We start from the raw sequence: 14,854 nt of genomic DNA, 5'->3' as shown, positions 1-14,854 counted from the left end.
AGATCGGCGATAATTCTATTTTCCTCTGCTTCAGGTAGCAAGGAATTCGACCCGAATCGGGCATTTAAAATAGTATCAAGGTGTTTATATTGGTAAAAAGACTAGGGCAAGGGTTTAAACAAGTCTATCGCCACGGTCCAAATGATACCCGATATCAGGAATTAATTTTGTCGCAGTGGTACCAAGGGGCCTTGGGGCAAGAGTTAATAGAGGCTGAGCGAGGCCTGATCTCTCGGGCTATCTCGGGGCGTTTTGGCGCGTCGATGGTTCAGCTGGACAGCGGCTTTCATGAAATCCTGTTTGAGCAGCGCTTGTTTGGGTCGGGCATTATTGTCTCGCAATTGGAAAATCGAGCCCATTGTCCCGTGGTGTGTGCCAAACCCGAAGACCTCCCGTTCGAGCCGGAAAGCTTGGATATGCTGTTGATGCATCACACACTGGATTTATGTGAAAACCCCTACCAAGCGGTGAGGGAGGGCGCTTTGGCGCTCAAACCGGGCGGTTTGCTGATTGTATTGGGGTTTAACCCGCTTAGCTTATGGGGGTTGCGATCGATGATTCAAAGCCGACCGTCCGGTTATGGCGTTTGGAATTCCAGGTTTCTTCGCAGCGGTCGGGTAGCCGATTGGATGCAACTGCTCAACTTCGAGCTAGAAAGACAGGAAAAGCACCTGTTTTTACCGCCCATGAATCGCCCGGCTTGGCTTAAAAATCTTGCCCTAGGCGAACATGTCCAACGCAAACTGCTGCCCTTCACCGGGGCTGTGTACCTCCTGGTCGGCTATAAACAGGTATTTGGCAAAATTCACACCAGTCCCAAACGTCAGCGGCGCAGTTTTATGGATTCGTCGGTTACCGCCAACAGCACCATCCGGGAGCAGCCCCGATGAGCACGCCGGTGACGATTTACACCGACGGTGGCTGTCGTGGTAATCCCGGTCCCGGTGGCTGGGGCGCCGTGTTATTGTGGGGTGAACATCGCAAGGAATTAAACGGCTCCGAAGCGCTAACAACCAATAATCGTATGGAGTTATTAGCGGCGATTGAGGGCCTAAAGTTCCTTAATAGAGATGTCGCGGTCCGTCTGTACACCGATTCGCAATATGTGAAGCAGGGTATTACCCAGTGGATTCGGGGCTGGAAGAAGAATGGCTGGCAGACCGCCAGCAAGCAACCGGTTAAAAATAAGGACCTGTGGCAGGAACTCGACCAGTTAATGGGTCGATATCGAGTATCCTGGCATTGGGTTAAGGGGCATTCGGGTGACCCGATGAATGAATTGGCCGACCGCCTGGCCAATCACGCTATGGATAAGATGGGGAAATCATGAGACAGGTCGTATTAGATACAGAAACAACGGGATTGAACCCCAAGAAAGGCGATCGAATCGTAGAAATCGGTTGTTTGGAGATGATCGACCGACGCTTGACCGGGCGGCAACTGCATTATTTTCTCAATCCTGAACGCGATATCCCCGAAGAGGTTGTCGCTATTCACGGCATCACCAATGAGCAGGTCAAAGATGCACCCAAATTCACCCAGATTGCCGATGAATTGTGGCAGTGGCTCGACGGCGCTGAACTGATTATCCACAATGCGGCCTTCGACATGGGGTTTCTCAATGCCGAATATCAGTTGTTGGCCAATAAGCAGGGCACGACCTTTAAGGCCTTGGAGTCAGTCTGTGGGGTATTAGATACGTTAAAGCTGGCGCGAGAAAAACATCCAGGCTCGAGAGTGTCACTCGATGCGCTCTGTAAACGCTATGGCATCGACAATTCCCACCGCACATTGCACGGCGCAATTCTCGATTCAGAGATACTGTCCGATGTGTACCTGATGCTGACTGGTGGTCAAACTGACTTGCTCTTGGATGATTCCGATCCAGTGCCGGCAGCCGCCAATGCATTAGACTTATCTGCTTTAGCAACGGTGCAGGGCGACCTTGTTAAAATTGTCCCAACGGCAGAAGAGATAAGTGCGCATCAGGACATGTTGCAGTTGATCGCCAAAAAATCCGCGTCGGTAATCGATTGGCCGACACCCGACTAATACGCTAGAACGGCTGACGATCAGCCGTTTGGGCCACTTTTTAGTGAATTGAACGACGAATAACGCCGACATAAAGACCTTCGATGGCAAAGTCCTGTTCCGTCACATTCACCACTATCGGCTTAAAGTCGGCATTTTCAGGATATAGGGTAACGAGATTACCTTTTTTCTCATAACGCTTAACGGTAACATCGTCGCCCACGCGCGCCACGACTATATCGCCGTTGCGCACCCGGTCGGTCTTATGGACCGCAATCAGGTCATCTTCGAGTATGCCGATGTCCTTCATGCTGAGGCCCTGAACCTGCAGCATAAAATCGGCTTTAGGGTGAAACAGACCCTTGGGCAGGTCAAAATATTCGGAAATTTGTTCTTCGGCCAGTATTGGGGAGCCTGCGGCAACCATGCCAACAACCGGCAACCCGGTCTCAGACGCGGGTAAGCGGATACCACGACTGGCGCCATGAACAATTTCGATATAACCTTTGCGCGCCAGTGCCTTAATATGTTCTTCGGCGGCATTGGGCGATTTAAAGCCAAGAGTCTTGGCGATTTCTGCCCTTGTGGGTGGGTATCCCGTATCATCAATGTGATCTTTGATGACATCGAGAACTTGCTGTTGCCTTGCCGTGAGTTTTTCCATAACCTAGCGCCTGTTATTATGTACAGTACATGTGATTATATACAGTCAAGGTCGGCTGTAAAGGGATAAATCGTTTGAAAAGTAGCAGTCAATTATTTCCAGTAGAACTTATCTCCGCAGAAGTCCGAGCAGATCATTTCGAAGACTCTTATTCATTGAAGCCGAATAAGAGCAAAGACAACTCGGTTGAAATTGCGTTGATTCATTTACACGCCAACCGAAACCCAGACGGGGATCAGGTCTTGTTTGTCCACGATGTGTTCGAAAGTCATTGGCAGTGGACTGACGGACCGTGTAAGCCAGTGATTGCCAAACTGCTGGCCCAGGGCGTTTCGGTCTGGCTGATGGATTGGCGCGCGCACGGCTCGTCTAAAAAAAATAAACAGCCACAATTAAATCACATCGAAGAGATGGCGGCCCTCGATCTATCGTCGGTGACCGCCTTTATTGAGGAGAAGAGCGGTCAACCCCTTACTCTGGTGGCACGCGGCCTTGGCTCGCAAATGGTGTTACTGGGTCTGGCGGGCTTGCGCAATATCAAACGTTACATCCTAATCGATGCCGGCTCAGTGCGCGGGCTGAGACGTTATTGGATTCCCGGTTTGAAATGGCTCAAGCAGTCAAAGTTGATTGGTCGACACTGGATTAGCGGCACCGGGTCGGAACAGGAACCGGTCAGTCTATTCAAAGGCCAGCTCAGCCGGCAGGGGCTGTTCGCGCGCTTTCGGCATAAGAATACCCGCCAGCAACTTCAGACCCTTCAGCAGTTGGCGGGTAATATCATCTGGCTGTGCACCCAAAGTAGCGCCGAGACGGTGGCCCGTCGGCATGCCGGTAAGCAGGCTCGGATCCACCGGATTAAGCCGTCAGAGGTCCATGATGAGATCTATAAGCTAGTCTCGTCGAAGTCGGTCTGAGACCGCGATCGGGTTCTGGAAATTGAATACGATGATATAGCTGGACAGGGCGAAGGTCGCTATGGCTGTGGACTGAACCAATACCGCGGCCTTTTCGGAGAGCAAACCGGAACCTTGGGCCAAAAAGGTCACCAGCAGTGAAAATTCCGATATCTGGCCCAGTCGATAACCTATATCCCAGGCCAGGTGATTGGTTTCGCTGAGCCGTAACAGCAAAGAATGGAACACAATCGGTTTGCCTAGCAAGACCAGCACGGTCAAGATCGCCATCGGGATCATCACTGTCGACAATACTTGGAGATTAAGTTGAGCACCCAAGGTAAAGAAAAACAGGATCAGAAAGAAATCGCGCAGGGGCTTGAGATTCAAGGCAATGTATTGAGAAATCGGACTGCTGGCCAAGCTAACCCCAGCGATAAAGGCGCCTATTTCATAGGACAGGCCGATCAGGTGCGCAAATTCTCCAACCCCCAAACACCAGCCAATGGCCAGCAAGAAGATATATTCGTGGAATCGGTCGAAGCGACTCAAGAGCGGCAATATGGTGTACTTGACCGCGCCCAGTGTGCCCAGAATCAAGATCGGTAACATAACCAAGGGTTTGATTAGGGTCCAGGTATTAACCGTCTCTTGACCAAAGCTTTCGATGGCCAACAGCACCAAGATGGCGATGAAATCCTGTATCAATAGAATGCCAACCATCAGCTCGCCAGAGTGGCGATGATGCAAAACCGTCGTAGGGAGCAGCTTAATACCGATAATGGTGCTGGAAAACATCAGGCAGAGCCCGATAATAATAGCCTCGCCCACCTCAAAGCCTAACAACCGGGTCACCGCAAATCCGGTCACCGCAAAGGTCACACAACTGGCAATGCCGACCACTAGGCTTTTTCTTAAGGTGGTCATAAGATTAGACAGTTGCATGTCCAGGCCAAGCAAGAACAACAGAAAAATAATGCCGATCTCGGAAATATCCGTCAGCAATTGGGTGTCTTCGACCACCGAAAAGCCAAAGGGTCCAATTAGGACCCCGAGCAAGATGTAAGCAATCAACAAGGGCTGCCGGGTATAGAGCGCAAGGGTTGCGAGCACCGCGGCGCCGGTGAAGATCAGAAAGAAGGAAAAAACCATAAATTTTTTTGCCGAAGTTGGTGGAATTCAGGAGTCGGATAAAGGTTTCACTATAGTGAAACCAGTATCCTTCAACTGCGCCCGGTTAGGAAGGGCGTTTGTTCAACATTGGCTTGACCTTATCGCGCATCGAACGCAGCAACTGCTCGGTCGCATCCCACGAAATGCACGCATCGGTGACTGATTGACCGTAGGTTAAATCGGCAAGATCGGCTGGGATTTTTTGATTGCCGGCCACCAAATTACTTTCAATCATCACGCCGATGATCGATTGATTGCCTTCAACGATCTGATTGGCGACATTGTCGGCCACCAGCATTTGCAGATTGTGGTCCTTATTGGAATTGGCGTGAGAGCAGTCGACCATGATATTGGGCACGATACCCGACTTGCTCAATTGGCCTTCACAGACCGCTACCGATACTGAATCGTAATTGGGCTTGCCATCACCGCCGCGCAAAACGACATGGCCGTAGCCATTGCCTTTGGTGGTGATAATCGATACCTGACCCTGATGGTTAATACCAAGGAAGTTATGCGGCGAGGAAACACTTTTTAATGCATTGATGGCCACATCGAGCCCGCCATCGGTGCCATTTTTAAAGCCAACGGCAGACGACAAGCCGCTCGCCATTTCGCGATGCGTCTGACTCTCCGTGGTACGGGCACCAATGGCCGACCAGCTGATTAGATCTTGTAAGTATTGGGGGGAAATAGGATCCAGCGCTTCGGTTGCCGTGGGTAGGCCAATTTCAGCGATGTCCAATAACAGCTGGCGACCGATATGTAGGCCGTCGGAAATTTTAAAACTGTCATTCAGATAGGGGTCGTTAACCAGGCCTTTCCAGCCGGTCGTGGTACGAGGCTTTTCAAAATAAACCCGCATTACCAGCAACAGGGTGTCCTGCACTTCATCGCTGATTGCCTTTAAACGCTTGGCATAGTCGATGGCGGCCTTCGTATCATGGATAGAACAGGGGCCGATGACCACGATTAAACGTGGATCGGTGCGGTCTAAGATATTACGAACCGCGTTTCGACCCTGCGCTATGGTTAGGTTCGCCGTTTCGGTCACGGGAACGTCTTGTTTCAGTTGAGCCGGGGTAATCAGTATTTCTTGGCTAGCAATGTTCAGGTTTTCTATCTTATTTATTGTCATTGTCTTATCGTAGCGGTTGCTGAAGATATAACGATCATAGGCGAGTACATAAATAATTACAACCCGTACATCTTTATTTACAGGAGACACATGTTATGAACAAAGAAGATCGCATAAATCGCATCTTCCTTCCCGCTGCTATGGTTACCATTGTGGTATTGGGTGCGACCATCCTAACCTACAACTATATGAAGAATAACCAAGCGGTCAAGCCACAAGTCGATATCAATCTCACGCAGCCGCAAGCACTTCAAATATGTATTGCTCAGGCCCGAGAAGACTACGGCGTGGACATGTTGCAAGCGACCTTTGATCAGCAATCCTCACGTTTTAACATCGCCGAGAAGACCTTTACCATCTTTGCCGATCTGGTGATCAGAGGCGTGGAGCGCGAACCGGCCTACATTCGCTGTGAGGTTTCGGCGGTGAATCGGAAAATCGAGGATTACCGAATTAAGGGTATAAAGCGAAAAAGTTTTTTCTAGCGCCTCACTGGACTGGGCCGGTCACAGGCCTAAAACAACGCATACTTGAGGCCGAGTAGCATCAGTAGACTGGCCAGTATCGGATGCATTAGTTGACCCGGGATGCGACTCGACAATGCACTGCCGACATAGATGGCCGGCAGTGAGCCGGCCAACAAACAGGCTAGCAGGACAAAGTCGACATTGCCCAAGCGCAAGTGAACCAGGCCGGCAATAAAGGTCAGGGGTACGGCATGGGCAATATCGGTACCGACTATGTTCTTAGGCACCAAGTAGGGGAACATAATCATAAGCACGGCCGTGCCGATCGCGCCTGCGCCCACCGAGCTGAGCGTGACAAAGGCTCCCAAGATAATACCAACGCCAATCAACCGCCATGAACCACCAGAGGCATCTGCCTGGGTGTTTTGTCGACGGCCGTAAAGGGCTGAAATTCGGGTCCGAAACAAGAGCGCAATGGATGTCAAAATTAGCATAAAGCCGAGCGCACTTTTCAGCAGCGGGGCGTAGTTTTCGGGCGAGTCCGACCAGGCGGACAAAAGAATGCCGGTCACAACGGCTGCGGGCAAGCTGCCCAGCGCGAGATTGCGCACGATGGTCCAATTAACGTGGCCCTGCCTGTGGTGGCTGATTAGGCCGCCGGTCTTGGTCAGGGCGGCAAACCAGAGATCAGTGCCGATCGCGATGTGAGCCGGAAAACCAAAAAGGAGTAGGGCAGGTGTCATGAGTGCGCCACCCCCGACGCCGGTGATGCCAACTATCAGGCCAATAAGACCACCTGTAAGGACTAAAAAAAGGATTTCCATATGTATAAAAAAGGCATAAATTGAATGTGTCAGTCAATCTAACTGTTATTTGCTACTTCTAAAAAGAATAGTTAATGATATTTATATAACTAATTTGCAGGTTAGACAGTAGGTTGGTTACTATCCCCGTAACCACTGAGAAGTTTAATGTGTCATCTGGATGTTCAGTGATCAATTTATACTTCAACAGCCAGCTTTATTGACATAAAAACATTGCCATACAAGGATTGCATCAATGAAACTTCAGCAGCTAAAGTATATTTGGGAAGTAGCCCACCACGATCTTAATGTCAGTGCCACGGCTCAGGTACTCTATACCTCGCAACCGGGCATCAGTAAGCAAATCCGTCTCTTGGAAGATGAGCTGGGTATTGAAATCTTCGCCCGCTCTGGCAAACATCTAACTCGTATCACTCCGGCGGGCGAGGCTGTACTCAAGGTGGCTGGCGAGATTCTGGGTAAGGTCGATTCGATCAAGCAGATTGCCCAAGAATACAGTAACGACAAGAAGGGCAGTCTTAGCCTGGCGACAACCCATACTCAAGCCCGATATGCCTTGCCGAATGTTATCGAAGGGTTCATTCACGACTACCCGGAAGTGTCCTTTCATATGCATCAGGGTAATCCGACACAGATCGCCGAAATGGCCGCCGATGGCACCGTTGATATGGCAATTGCCACCGAGGGTATGGACCATTTTACCGATTTGGTCATGATGCCCTGTTATCGTTGGAACCGCTCAATAGTGGTTCCCAAGGATCATCCGCTGGCGCAAAAAAACACCATTTCACTGGAAGATGTCGCCAATTACCCGTTGGTAACCTATGTTTTCGGTTTTACCGGTCGGTCCAAGTTGGACGATGCCTTTTTACAGCGTGATTTAAAACCTAAGGTGGTCTTTACCGCAACCGATGCCGACGTGATCAAGACTTACGTCCGACTCGGTCTGGGGGTTGGAATTTTGGCGCATATGGCCATCGACCCCGAAACCGATCGAGATTTGGTTAGCATCGACGCCAGTCATCTGTTTGAGGCCAGTATTACCAAAATTGGCATGCGTAAGGGCACTTTTCTACGCGGTTTCCAGTTCCGTTTTATCGAACGCTTTGCCCCTCATTTGACCAAAACCGTAATCGAGCAGGCGATGCGATGTAGCAGTCGTCATGATCTCGACGAGTTGTTTAAAAACACCCCGTTACCGACCTATTGAGCCTTCTCGGCATGTAAGCCACACTCTTTTTGTGTGGCTTCTTCCCACCACCATCGACCTTCCCGTTCGTGCTGATTGGGCAGAGTTGCCTGGGTGCAGGGTTCACAACCAATACTTTTGAAGCCTTGTAAATGCAGCGGATTGAACGGCAGTTCGAACATCTTGATATAGTTCCAGACATCGGCCGATGACCAGTTAGCGAGCGGGTTATATTTCATCAAGATCGCGTTTTGGCCGCTAAAGAGCGTATCCGGTTGCACCACCGGCACCGTGCTGCGAGTGTTCGGGCTCTGATCTTTGCGTTGCCCGGTAATCCAAGCGTTCAAAGGCAACAGGGCTCTAGTGAGGGGTTCTATTTTGCGAATGCCACAACATTCCTGATGACCGTCGGTAAAAAAGCTAAACAAACCCTTCTCCTGCACCAGCGCCTGCAGCGCAACATGATCCGGAGTGAACACCTCGATATCGATCTTATAATGATTGCGTACCTGCTCTAGGTAGCGATAGGTTTCCGGGTGCAGACGCCCGGTATCGAGCGTAAAGACCCGGGGCTTGGCGCTGAGTTTACTAATCATATCGACCAACACCACGTCCTCGGCACCGCTGAATGAAACGGCGATATCGGCGTGATCGGCCACGGCCCGTTTGATAATGTCACGCGGGGATAGGGCGCTCAATTCCAGTTGATAGTTAAGCAAGTCGTTCATTAGAGGCGATCCGAAAACATAAAAGTGATCCAAAAGGTACCATGACGCGGCGTAAAAATTAAATACCCGTATAAGATAACCTTATTACATAACCTGATCGAATAACGTGAAACCTGAGATGTTCCACGTGGAATCATTTAATTGAAGCCTGTGTCAGGCTATCTGTAGGCCTGTCGGCAACACTACAATTCACTTTTTACTGTTGCTCTAAGATCTAAGTGGCTCTACATTAGGCCCATTATTAACCTAACCTTCTGGGAGTGTGTGCTGTGGAACTGGCTTGTCTGGATTTAGAAGGGGTCTTGATCCCCGAGATATGGATTGCGTTTGCCGAAAAAACCGGCATCGAAGAGCTCAAGGCGACGACACGGGATATCCCCGACTATGACGTATTGATGCGCCAGCGATTGGCCATCTTGCAGCAACACAAGCTCGGTTTGCCTGAGATTCAAGCCGTTGTAGCCACCCTAAGCCCGTTGCCCGGCGCGCCTGAATTTGTCGATTGGCTGCGTGAACGCTTTCAGGTGGTAATCTTATCGGATACTTTTTACGAGTTTGCCCAGCCATTGATGCGTCAGCTGGGCTTTCCAACCTTGCTATGCCATAAGTTGGAGGTATCTGCGACCGGCGAAATCGTCGACTATCGAATTCGTCAGGCAGATCCCAAGCGCTGTTCGATTCAGGCGTTTCATAGCCTGAAATATCGCTGTATTGCCGCGGGTGACTCTTACAATGATACCAATATGTTAGCCGAAGCCGAGGCGGGCATTCTGTTCAATGCACCGGCTAATGTGATTGCGGAATTCCCGCAATTCCCAGCAGTGACCGGTTATGAAGCCCTCAAGCAAGAGTTCTTAAAGGCCAGTGTGCGCGACCTGACGCTGTAAAATAGCGCTAAACCCTATAGGCGACCGATACCGTCGGGCGCCTATGTGACTTCTAAGGTCTGAGCGCCGCCATGATGGCGTGGACCTTCACCTCGCTTTCCGCATATTCCGCTGCACATTCACTGTCGTAGACTATTCCGCCGCCGCCGCTGCAGGTCAGGGTGTCGTCTGCCAAGCTGACGCTGCGAATCAGAATATTGCTGTCCAAATAGCCGTCGCCCGCTAAAAAGAAACTGCAGCCGCAGTAGTGTCCGCGTCGGGTGGTTTCCACTTCGTCGATAACGGCCATTGCGCGTTTTTTCGGCGCGCCGGTAATAGACCCGCCTGGGAACGCGTCACGCAACACGTCGAGTGGGTGCGCGCTATCCTTTATTTCTGCAACGACTGTGCTGACCAGATGGTGGACGTTGTTAAAACTCTGAATCTCGAACAGGCCAGTGACCTGCACCGAACCGGGTTTGGCATGGCGGGCCAAATCATTGCGCAACAGATCGACGATCATCAGATTTTCGGCGCGATCCTTCTCACTATTGAGCAGCTCTTGCCGGAATAATTCATCCTGTTCCGCGTCCCGACCCCGTGGTCGCGTGCCCTTAATTGGCTGGGCCTGCATTCGGCCTTGGCGAATCTGAATAAACCGTTCCGGCGATACACTCAACAAGGAGCCGCGCCGGTGTCGATGAAACATGGAAAAGGGCGCGGGCATGGCACAGATCAGTTGCTGATAAATTTCCCAATCGGGCAAGCCGGCAGCGCTTGTCGACCATTGTCGTGTCAGGTTGGCCTGATAGACATCGCCGGAGACAATATAGTCCTGAATGTGTTGGAAGGCCTCGGTATAGCGCCGTTCAGACATGTCACAGCTCCATTTCGACGCGGTATCGGGCATCAGGCTCGGAGCCGTGTTAGCTGACCTTGAGGCAACGACTGCTGGCGTGGCTGGGCGCTGAGCGGTGAGTTGCTTGACCAAGGCCCGCGCCCGCGCAGCGATCGCCGGCGGACAATAATCTTGCACCACCAAAAAGGCCCGCTGCTGAGTATGGTCTATACTAATAGACCAGTCATACTGCCCGACGATGGCCAGTGGGGCCCCGTGAGATGGGAATTGAGAGGGCACCTTGTGCAATTCCAGACCGAAATCATAACTTAGGTGGCCGGCCAAACCACCGCCAAAGAGGATGTCCGTATGGCCCTCTATTTTTGGGCAATGGGTCTTCAAACAGTCAAAAAAATCGCCCGTTAACGCGCGACTGTGGCCGGTGTGATCGGTAACCCGGATCTGTTCTTGGCCAAGGTATTGGTACTCCACCGATGGCCAGGCTGAGAACCACTCGCTGTCGGTCGATTGGGAGCCACTGTGGAACCAGATCAATCCGGGTTGACTGGCAAGAAAATCGATACCGAACCGATCGTCTGGGGCATAGGGGATGGGTAAAAGGTGCAACAGAAAATCCTTGATTGGGCAAAATGGATCGTAAGCCAATTGGCAGGCTGATGATGCGGGCCGCATTAACGGGCAATTCCCATTAAGAGCAAATGATAACCATAAAAAGAGGCAATTACACCGATGAGTATCGTTTTAATAGTTGATGCGGCCTGCGACCTACCCAAAGACTTCCTCGATAAGCGAGGAATTCATTTGCTGCCCATTTCGATTAAGGTGGATGATAAAATCTATACCGATGATAAGGACAGTAATCGCCTGCAAGCCTTTTATCGACAAAATTTGCTCACCTTAAGCCATGAAGCTGAATCGGCCCCCTACAGTAGCGAACAGATCCACCAGATCTTTATGCGCGAGATTGTCCCGCACGTTGATTTTGGTCTGGTACAGACGGTGAGCAAAAAAAGAAGTGCGATCCATGCCCATTGTGTCGAGGCCCAGCGGCTCATTCAACGATCCTGTCGCGGGCCCAAGGCGCGCGGAGAAACCAACCGCATGTTCAGCATGAGGGTGATGAATTCCGGCACCCTCTTTACCGGTCAAGGCGTATTGGCGGCCTTTACGTCGGATCTAATTGCCGCCAATAAAAGCCGGCACGATATTTTGCGCTTGGCCGAAGCCTTTAAACGCAAAATATACGGCTTTGTTATTCCGCCCGATGTCGCCTATATCCGCGATCGCGCCCGCAAGCGAGGCGAGACCAGTTTGAGTGCCTTGGGCGCCTTTGTCGCCAAGTCGTTTTCTATAAAGCCGATCATACAGGCGAAAAACGACGAAACCATGCCGATCGCCAAGGTCCGAGGTTTCGACCAGGCGGTGAATCGGCTTTTTGCCTACGGCATCAACCGCATTAAAATCGGCCTCCTATCGCCCTATGTGGTGGTCAGCATTGCCGGTGACGAGGCCGATTTAAAAAGATTTGACGGTTTCCTGGAATTAAAGGCGGTGGCCAAACTCCATCAGGTTGAGTTAATTACCTGTGTAATGGGCCTCACCAGTGGTTTAAATGTTGGGCCGGGCGCGATCAGCTTGGCCTTGGCGGCCGAAGACCATACTTTTTCATAACCTGCTCGACCTGAATCGGGCTAGAGCGGGTGCTTAGCAGCGGCGGGCCCTGCGGGTAAGCCGGGTTCGACCTAGGCTATTGACGGGCTAAAGATGAATCATCGGGCCTGCTTCGGTAAGAATTTTTTGGCTTGGCGCGATGCTAAGCCGTCCCCAGGACACACCTATGGATGCTGCACTGGGCCTTTAGGGGTATGACATATGACCAAAATGCCGTTATCCGACCTGCGCTGCTACGCCGTTGACACCAATGTTCTGATTCACGATCCCAACGCCCTATTTAAATTTGAAGAGCATCGTGTGGTCATACCGATGGTGGTGCTGGAAGAACTCGATAAGCTCAAGGTGGGCAACACCGGCTTGGCCGCCGATGCGCGCCAAGCCGTGCGTACCCTCGATACGCTACTCGGCGCGGCAAGCCCGGCCGAGATCATGGCCGGGGTGCCGATTATCCGAGCCGGCGGGCAGGCCCTAGGAGCCATTTCGATTCTAATGCCCACGCACCAAGACGGCCTGGGGTTACGGCCGAACAGCAACGATAATCGAATTATCAACGATCTCTTGATGCTGCAGCAGCAGACCGATCTCGGCGAGGTGGTGCTGGTCACCAAAGATATCAATATGCGCCTCAAAGCCCGTGGTGCTGGGCTATCCTCGGAAGACTATCACAATGATCAATTAATCAGCGATCTCGACTCCTTAGCCACCGGATACCATCATGTGGTGGGCAGTTTTTGGGCGCAGATTGAGGCCTTGGAGCCTCAGCAAGTGGCTGGTAGTGGCTACCATCTGATGAACAAAACCACTCTTCAGGCCATTCTTGAGCGTACCGCCTACGTTAATCAATTTATTTACGACGACAAGGAGTTTGTCTGCCGAATCTGCCGAGAAGATGGCGATCAGGTCGCGATCGAATTGCTTAATACTAACCTATTAATGCGTCAAAAAGCCTGGGGGCTCGCTCCAAGAGATCTGTTTCAGGCGATGGCCTTGCAGCTTTTATTTGACCCGGAAATTGATCTGGTGGCCTTAAATGGACCGGCTGGCAGCGGCAAAACGATTTTAGCCCTAGCCTGTGCCTTAGAGCAAACCATGGAAAGCAAGGAATACCGGCGCATCATCGCCACGCGCAGCACCCGCGGTTTGGACGAAGAAATAGGCTTCTTGCCCGGTTCTGAGGCCGAGAAGATGCAGCCCTGGTTAGGCGCCTTTACCGACAACCTGGAAGCCTTACACGCCGAAGACTTCGACCCTGGCAGCAGCGCCGACTATGTCGGCGCTAAGGTACCCCTACAGTTCAAGAGTCTTAACTTCATCCGCGGACGCAGCTTTCAACAGAGCTTTCTAATTGTCGATGAAGCGCAAAATCTGACGCCACATCAGATCAAGACCATCGTTACCCGGGCCGGGCAGGGCACCAAGGTAGTTTGTTTGGGTAACTTGGCGCAGATCGACACCCCCTACCTGAACTCGACCAGTTCAGGCTTGACCTATATGAGCGAGCGTTTTAAGGGTTTTCAACATGGTGGTGCCATTAGCCTGCGCGGGGTCGCGCGCAGTCGCTTGGCCGCCTTTGCTGAGACTCACCTCTAATGTTAGCGACCGAAAAGAGCTTTCCTAACAAACTAGCCCGAAGTATGATGCTTTGGCTTACCAAGAGGGCACCGTCATGGTTGAAATCATAGTAATAGATGATCATGATTTGGTTCGTTTTGGTCTGGTACGCCTCTTAGCCGATGTCGCCGGCATTCGCGTTGTGGCCGACGGCAATAGCGGCCAACGCGCGGTTGACCTGGCCAAGGAGTATGAGCCGGATGTCATTCTGATGGATGTCCGCATGCCCGGCATGGATGGCATCGAGGCGACGAAAAAAATTCAACGCCTGTTTCCGGAAATTAAAATCATTGCCGTCACGGCTTGCGATGATGACCCATTTCCCGCCCGCCTGTTGCAGGCCGGCGCGTCCGGCTACCTAACTAAGGGTGCCTCGACAGACGAAATGATCCAGGCGATTAAAACGGTTATGGCGGGCAAGAAATATTTAACGCCGACCATCGCACAAAAATTGGCCTTACAGAGCCTCGGCGTCTCGGATAATCCCTTTAATGATCTGTCCGATCGTGAAATGCAGATTGCGACCATGATCTGTTCGTGTAAAAAGGTGCAGGCAATATCCGACACCCTCTGTTTGAGTCCCAAGACCGTGAACACTTATCGGTATCGAGTATTTGAAAAATTATCGGTAACCAGCGACGTGGAACTCACGCATCTAGCCATTCGCTATGGATTACTGGAGCCTCAAGAAATGGTCTAATCGGATCATTCTGTTTATCTGACTTAAAGCGATT

General features: G+C 51.4%; 16 protein-coding genes. 10 read left to right on the top strand and 6 right to left on the bottom strand.

From position 1 onward, the window contains the following. Positions 1–89 precede the first annotated feature (89 nt). From REIFOR_RS08560 to dnaQ, 3 genes are read left to right on the top strand one after another with little or no spacing between them, the layout of a single operon-like run. Entirely contained in the window at positions 90–890 is an 801-nt protein-coding gene (locus tag REIFOR_RS08560; protein ID WP_145980266.1) for a class I SAM-dependent methyltransferase, read from the top strand. Further along, positions 887–1,330 (top strand): ribonuclease HI, encoded by a 444-nt coding sequence (gene rnhA, locus REIFOR_RS08555; protein WP_100257159.1) that lies wholly within the window; start codon positions 887–889, stop codon positions 1,328–1,330. The genes REIFOR_RS08560 and rnhA overlap by 4 nt, the downstream gene beginning before the upstream one ends. Continuing rightward, a complete protein-coding gene (gene dnaQ / locus REIFOR_RS08550) occupies positions 1,327–2,052 on the top strand; it encodes a DNA polymerase III subunit epsilon (RefSeq protein ID WP_100257158.1) in 726 nt (241 codons plus the stop codon). The genes rnhA and dnaQ overlap by 4 nt, the downstream gene beginning before the upstream one ends. A gap of 40 nt (positions 2,053–2,092) precedes the next feature. On the opposite strand, the gene lexA is transcribed toward dnaQ, so the two are convergent. Then, positions 2,093–2,695, bottom strand: a complete 603-nt coding sequence (gene lexA / locus REIFOR_RS08545; RefSeq protein ID WP_100257157.1) for a transcriptional repressor LexA — start codon at positions 2,693–2,695, stop codon at positions 2,093–2,095. A gap of 155 nt (positions 2,696–2,850) precedes the next feature. Here lexA and REIFOR_RS08540 point away from each other — a divergent pair, with 155 nt between their 5' ends. Next, the gene (locus REIFOR_RS08540) at positions 2,851–3,612 is read left to right on the top strand and encodes an alpha/beta hydrolase (protein ID WP_145980265.1); all 762 of its coding nucleotides are present in this window, start codon (positions 2,851–2,853) and stop codon (positions 3,610–3,612) included. On the opposite strand, the gene REIFOR_RS08535 is transcribed toward REIFOR_RS08540, so the two are convergent. Further along, positions 3,589–4,743 (bottom strand): cation:proton antiporter domain-containing protein, encoded by a 1,155-nt coding sequence (locus REIFOR_RS08535; RefSeq protein WP_100257155.1) that lies wholly within the window; start codon positions 4,741–4,743, stop codon positions 3,589–3,591. The two genes, REIFOR_RS08540 and REIFOR_RS08535, sit on opposite strands and share 24 nt — an antisense overlap. Before the next feature lie 85 nt (positions 4,744–4,828). Next, a complete protein-coding gene (locus tag REIFOR_RS08530) occupies positions 4,829–5,902 on the bottom strand; it encodes a 3-deoxy-7-phosphoheptulonate synthase (RefSeq protein ID WP_100257154.1) in 1,074 nt (357 codons plus the stop codon). A 95-nt stretch (positions 5,903–5,997) separates the two neighbouring features. Between REIFOR_RS08530 and REIFOR_RS08525 the strand changes: the two genes are divergently transcribed. Beyond that, on the top strand, positions 5,998–6,387 hold the full coding sequence (locus REIFOR_RS08525; RefSeq protein ID WP_100257153.1) for a hypothetical protein: 390 nt from the start codon (positions 5,998–6,000) through the stop codon (positions 6,385–6,387). Positions 6,388–6,416: 29 nt separating this feature from the next. Here REIFOR_RS08525 and REIFOR_RS08520 read toward each other — a convergent pair whose 3' ends face one another. After that, the gene (locus tag REIFOR_RS08520; RefSeq protein WP_100257152.1) at positions 6,417–7,193 is read right to left on the bottom strand and encodes a sulfite exporter TauE/SafE family protein; all 777 of its coding nucleotides are present in this window, start codon (positions 7,191–7,193) and stop codon (positions 6,417–6,419) included. A gap of 235 nt (positions 7,194–7,428) precedes the next feature. On the opposite strand from REIFOR_RS08520, the gene cysB reads away from it, so the two are divergent. Continuing rightward, positions 7,429–8,403 (top strand): HTH-type transcriptional regulator CysB, encoded by a 975-nt coding sequence (gene cysB / locus REIFOR_RS08515; protein WP_100257151.1) that lies wholly within the window; start codon positions 7,429–7,431, stop codon positions 8,401–8,403. On the opposite strand, the gene REIFOR_RS08510 is transcribed toward cysB, so the two are convergent. Beyond that, positions 8,397–9,110 (bottom strand): phosphoadenylyl-sulfate reductase, encoded by a 714-nt coding sequence (locus REIFOR_RS08510; RefSeq protein WP_100257150.1) that lies wholly within the window; start codon positions 9,108–9,110, stop codon positions 8,397–8,399. The genes cysB and REIFOR_RS08510 overlap by 7 nt on opposite strands. Before the next feature lie 269 nt (positions 9,111–9,379). On the opposite strand from REIFOR_RS08510, the gene thrH reads away from it, so the two are divergent. Beyond that, positions 9,380–9,997 (top strand): bifunctional phosphoserine phosphatase/homoserine phosphotransferase ThrH, encoded by a 618-nt coding sequence (thrH, locus tag REIFOR_RS08505; RefSeq protein ID WP_100257149.1) that lies wholly within the window; start codon positions 9,380–9,382, stop codon positions 9,995–9,997. 52 nt (positions 9,998–10,049) lie between these two features. Here the strand turns inward: thrH and REIFOR_RS08500 are convergent, their stop codons facing one another. Continuing rightward, the gene (locus REIFOR_RS08500) at positions 10,050–11,441 is read right to left on the bottom strand and encodes an anthranilate synthase component I family protein (RefSeq protein ID WP_158524335.1); all 1,392 of its coding nucleotides are present in this window, start codon (positions 11,439–11,441) and stop codon (positions 10,050–10,052) included. 123 nt (positions 11,442–11,564) lie between these two features. On the opposite strand from REIFOR_RS08500, the gene REIFOR_RS08495 reads away from it, so the two are divergent. The 3 genes from REIFOR_RS08495 to uvrY all read left to right on the top strand — a co-directional run bounded on the left by REIFOR_RS08495 (position 11,565) and on the right by uvrY (position 14,820). Beyond that, positions 11,565–12,506, top strand: coding sequence for a DegV family protein (locus REIFOR_RS08495; RefSeq protein WP_100257147.1), 942 nt, complete (start codon positions 11,565–11,567; stop codon positions 12,504–12,506). A 201-nt stretch (positions 12,507–12,707) separates the two neighbouring features. After that, positions 12,708–14,099, top strand: a complete 1,392-nt coding sequence (locus REIFOR_RS08490) for a PhoH family protein (RefSeq protein WP_100257146.1) — start codon at positions 12,708–12,710, stop codon at positions 14,097–14,099. 76 nt (positions 14,100–14,175) lie between these two features. Further along, on the top strand, positions 14,176–14,820 hold the full coding sequence (gene uvrY, locus REIFOR_RS08485; RefSeq protein WP_100257145.1) for a UvrY/SirA/GacA family response regulator transcription factor: 645 nt from the start codon (positions 14,176–14,178) through the stop codon (positions 14,818–14,820). The last annotated feature ends 34 nt before the right edge of the window (positions 14,821–14,854 follow it).

The sequence above is a fragment of the Reinekea forsetii genome (assembly GCF_002795845.1).
Taxonomy (GTDB): Bacteria; Pseudomonadota; Gammaproteobacteria; order Pseudomonadales; family Natronospirillaceae; genus Reinekea; species Reinekea forsetii.
Note: the sequence above shows the minus strand (reverse complement) of the source record. Positions and strands in the feature narration are given on the sequence as shown.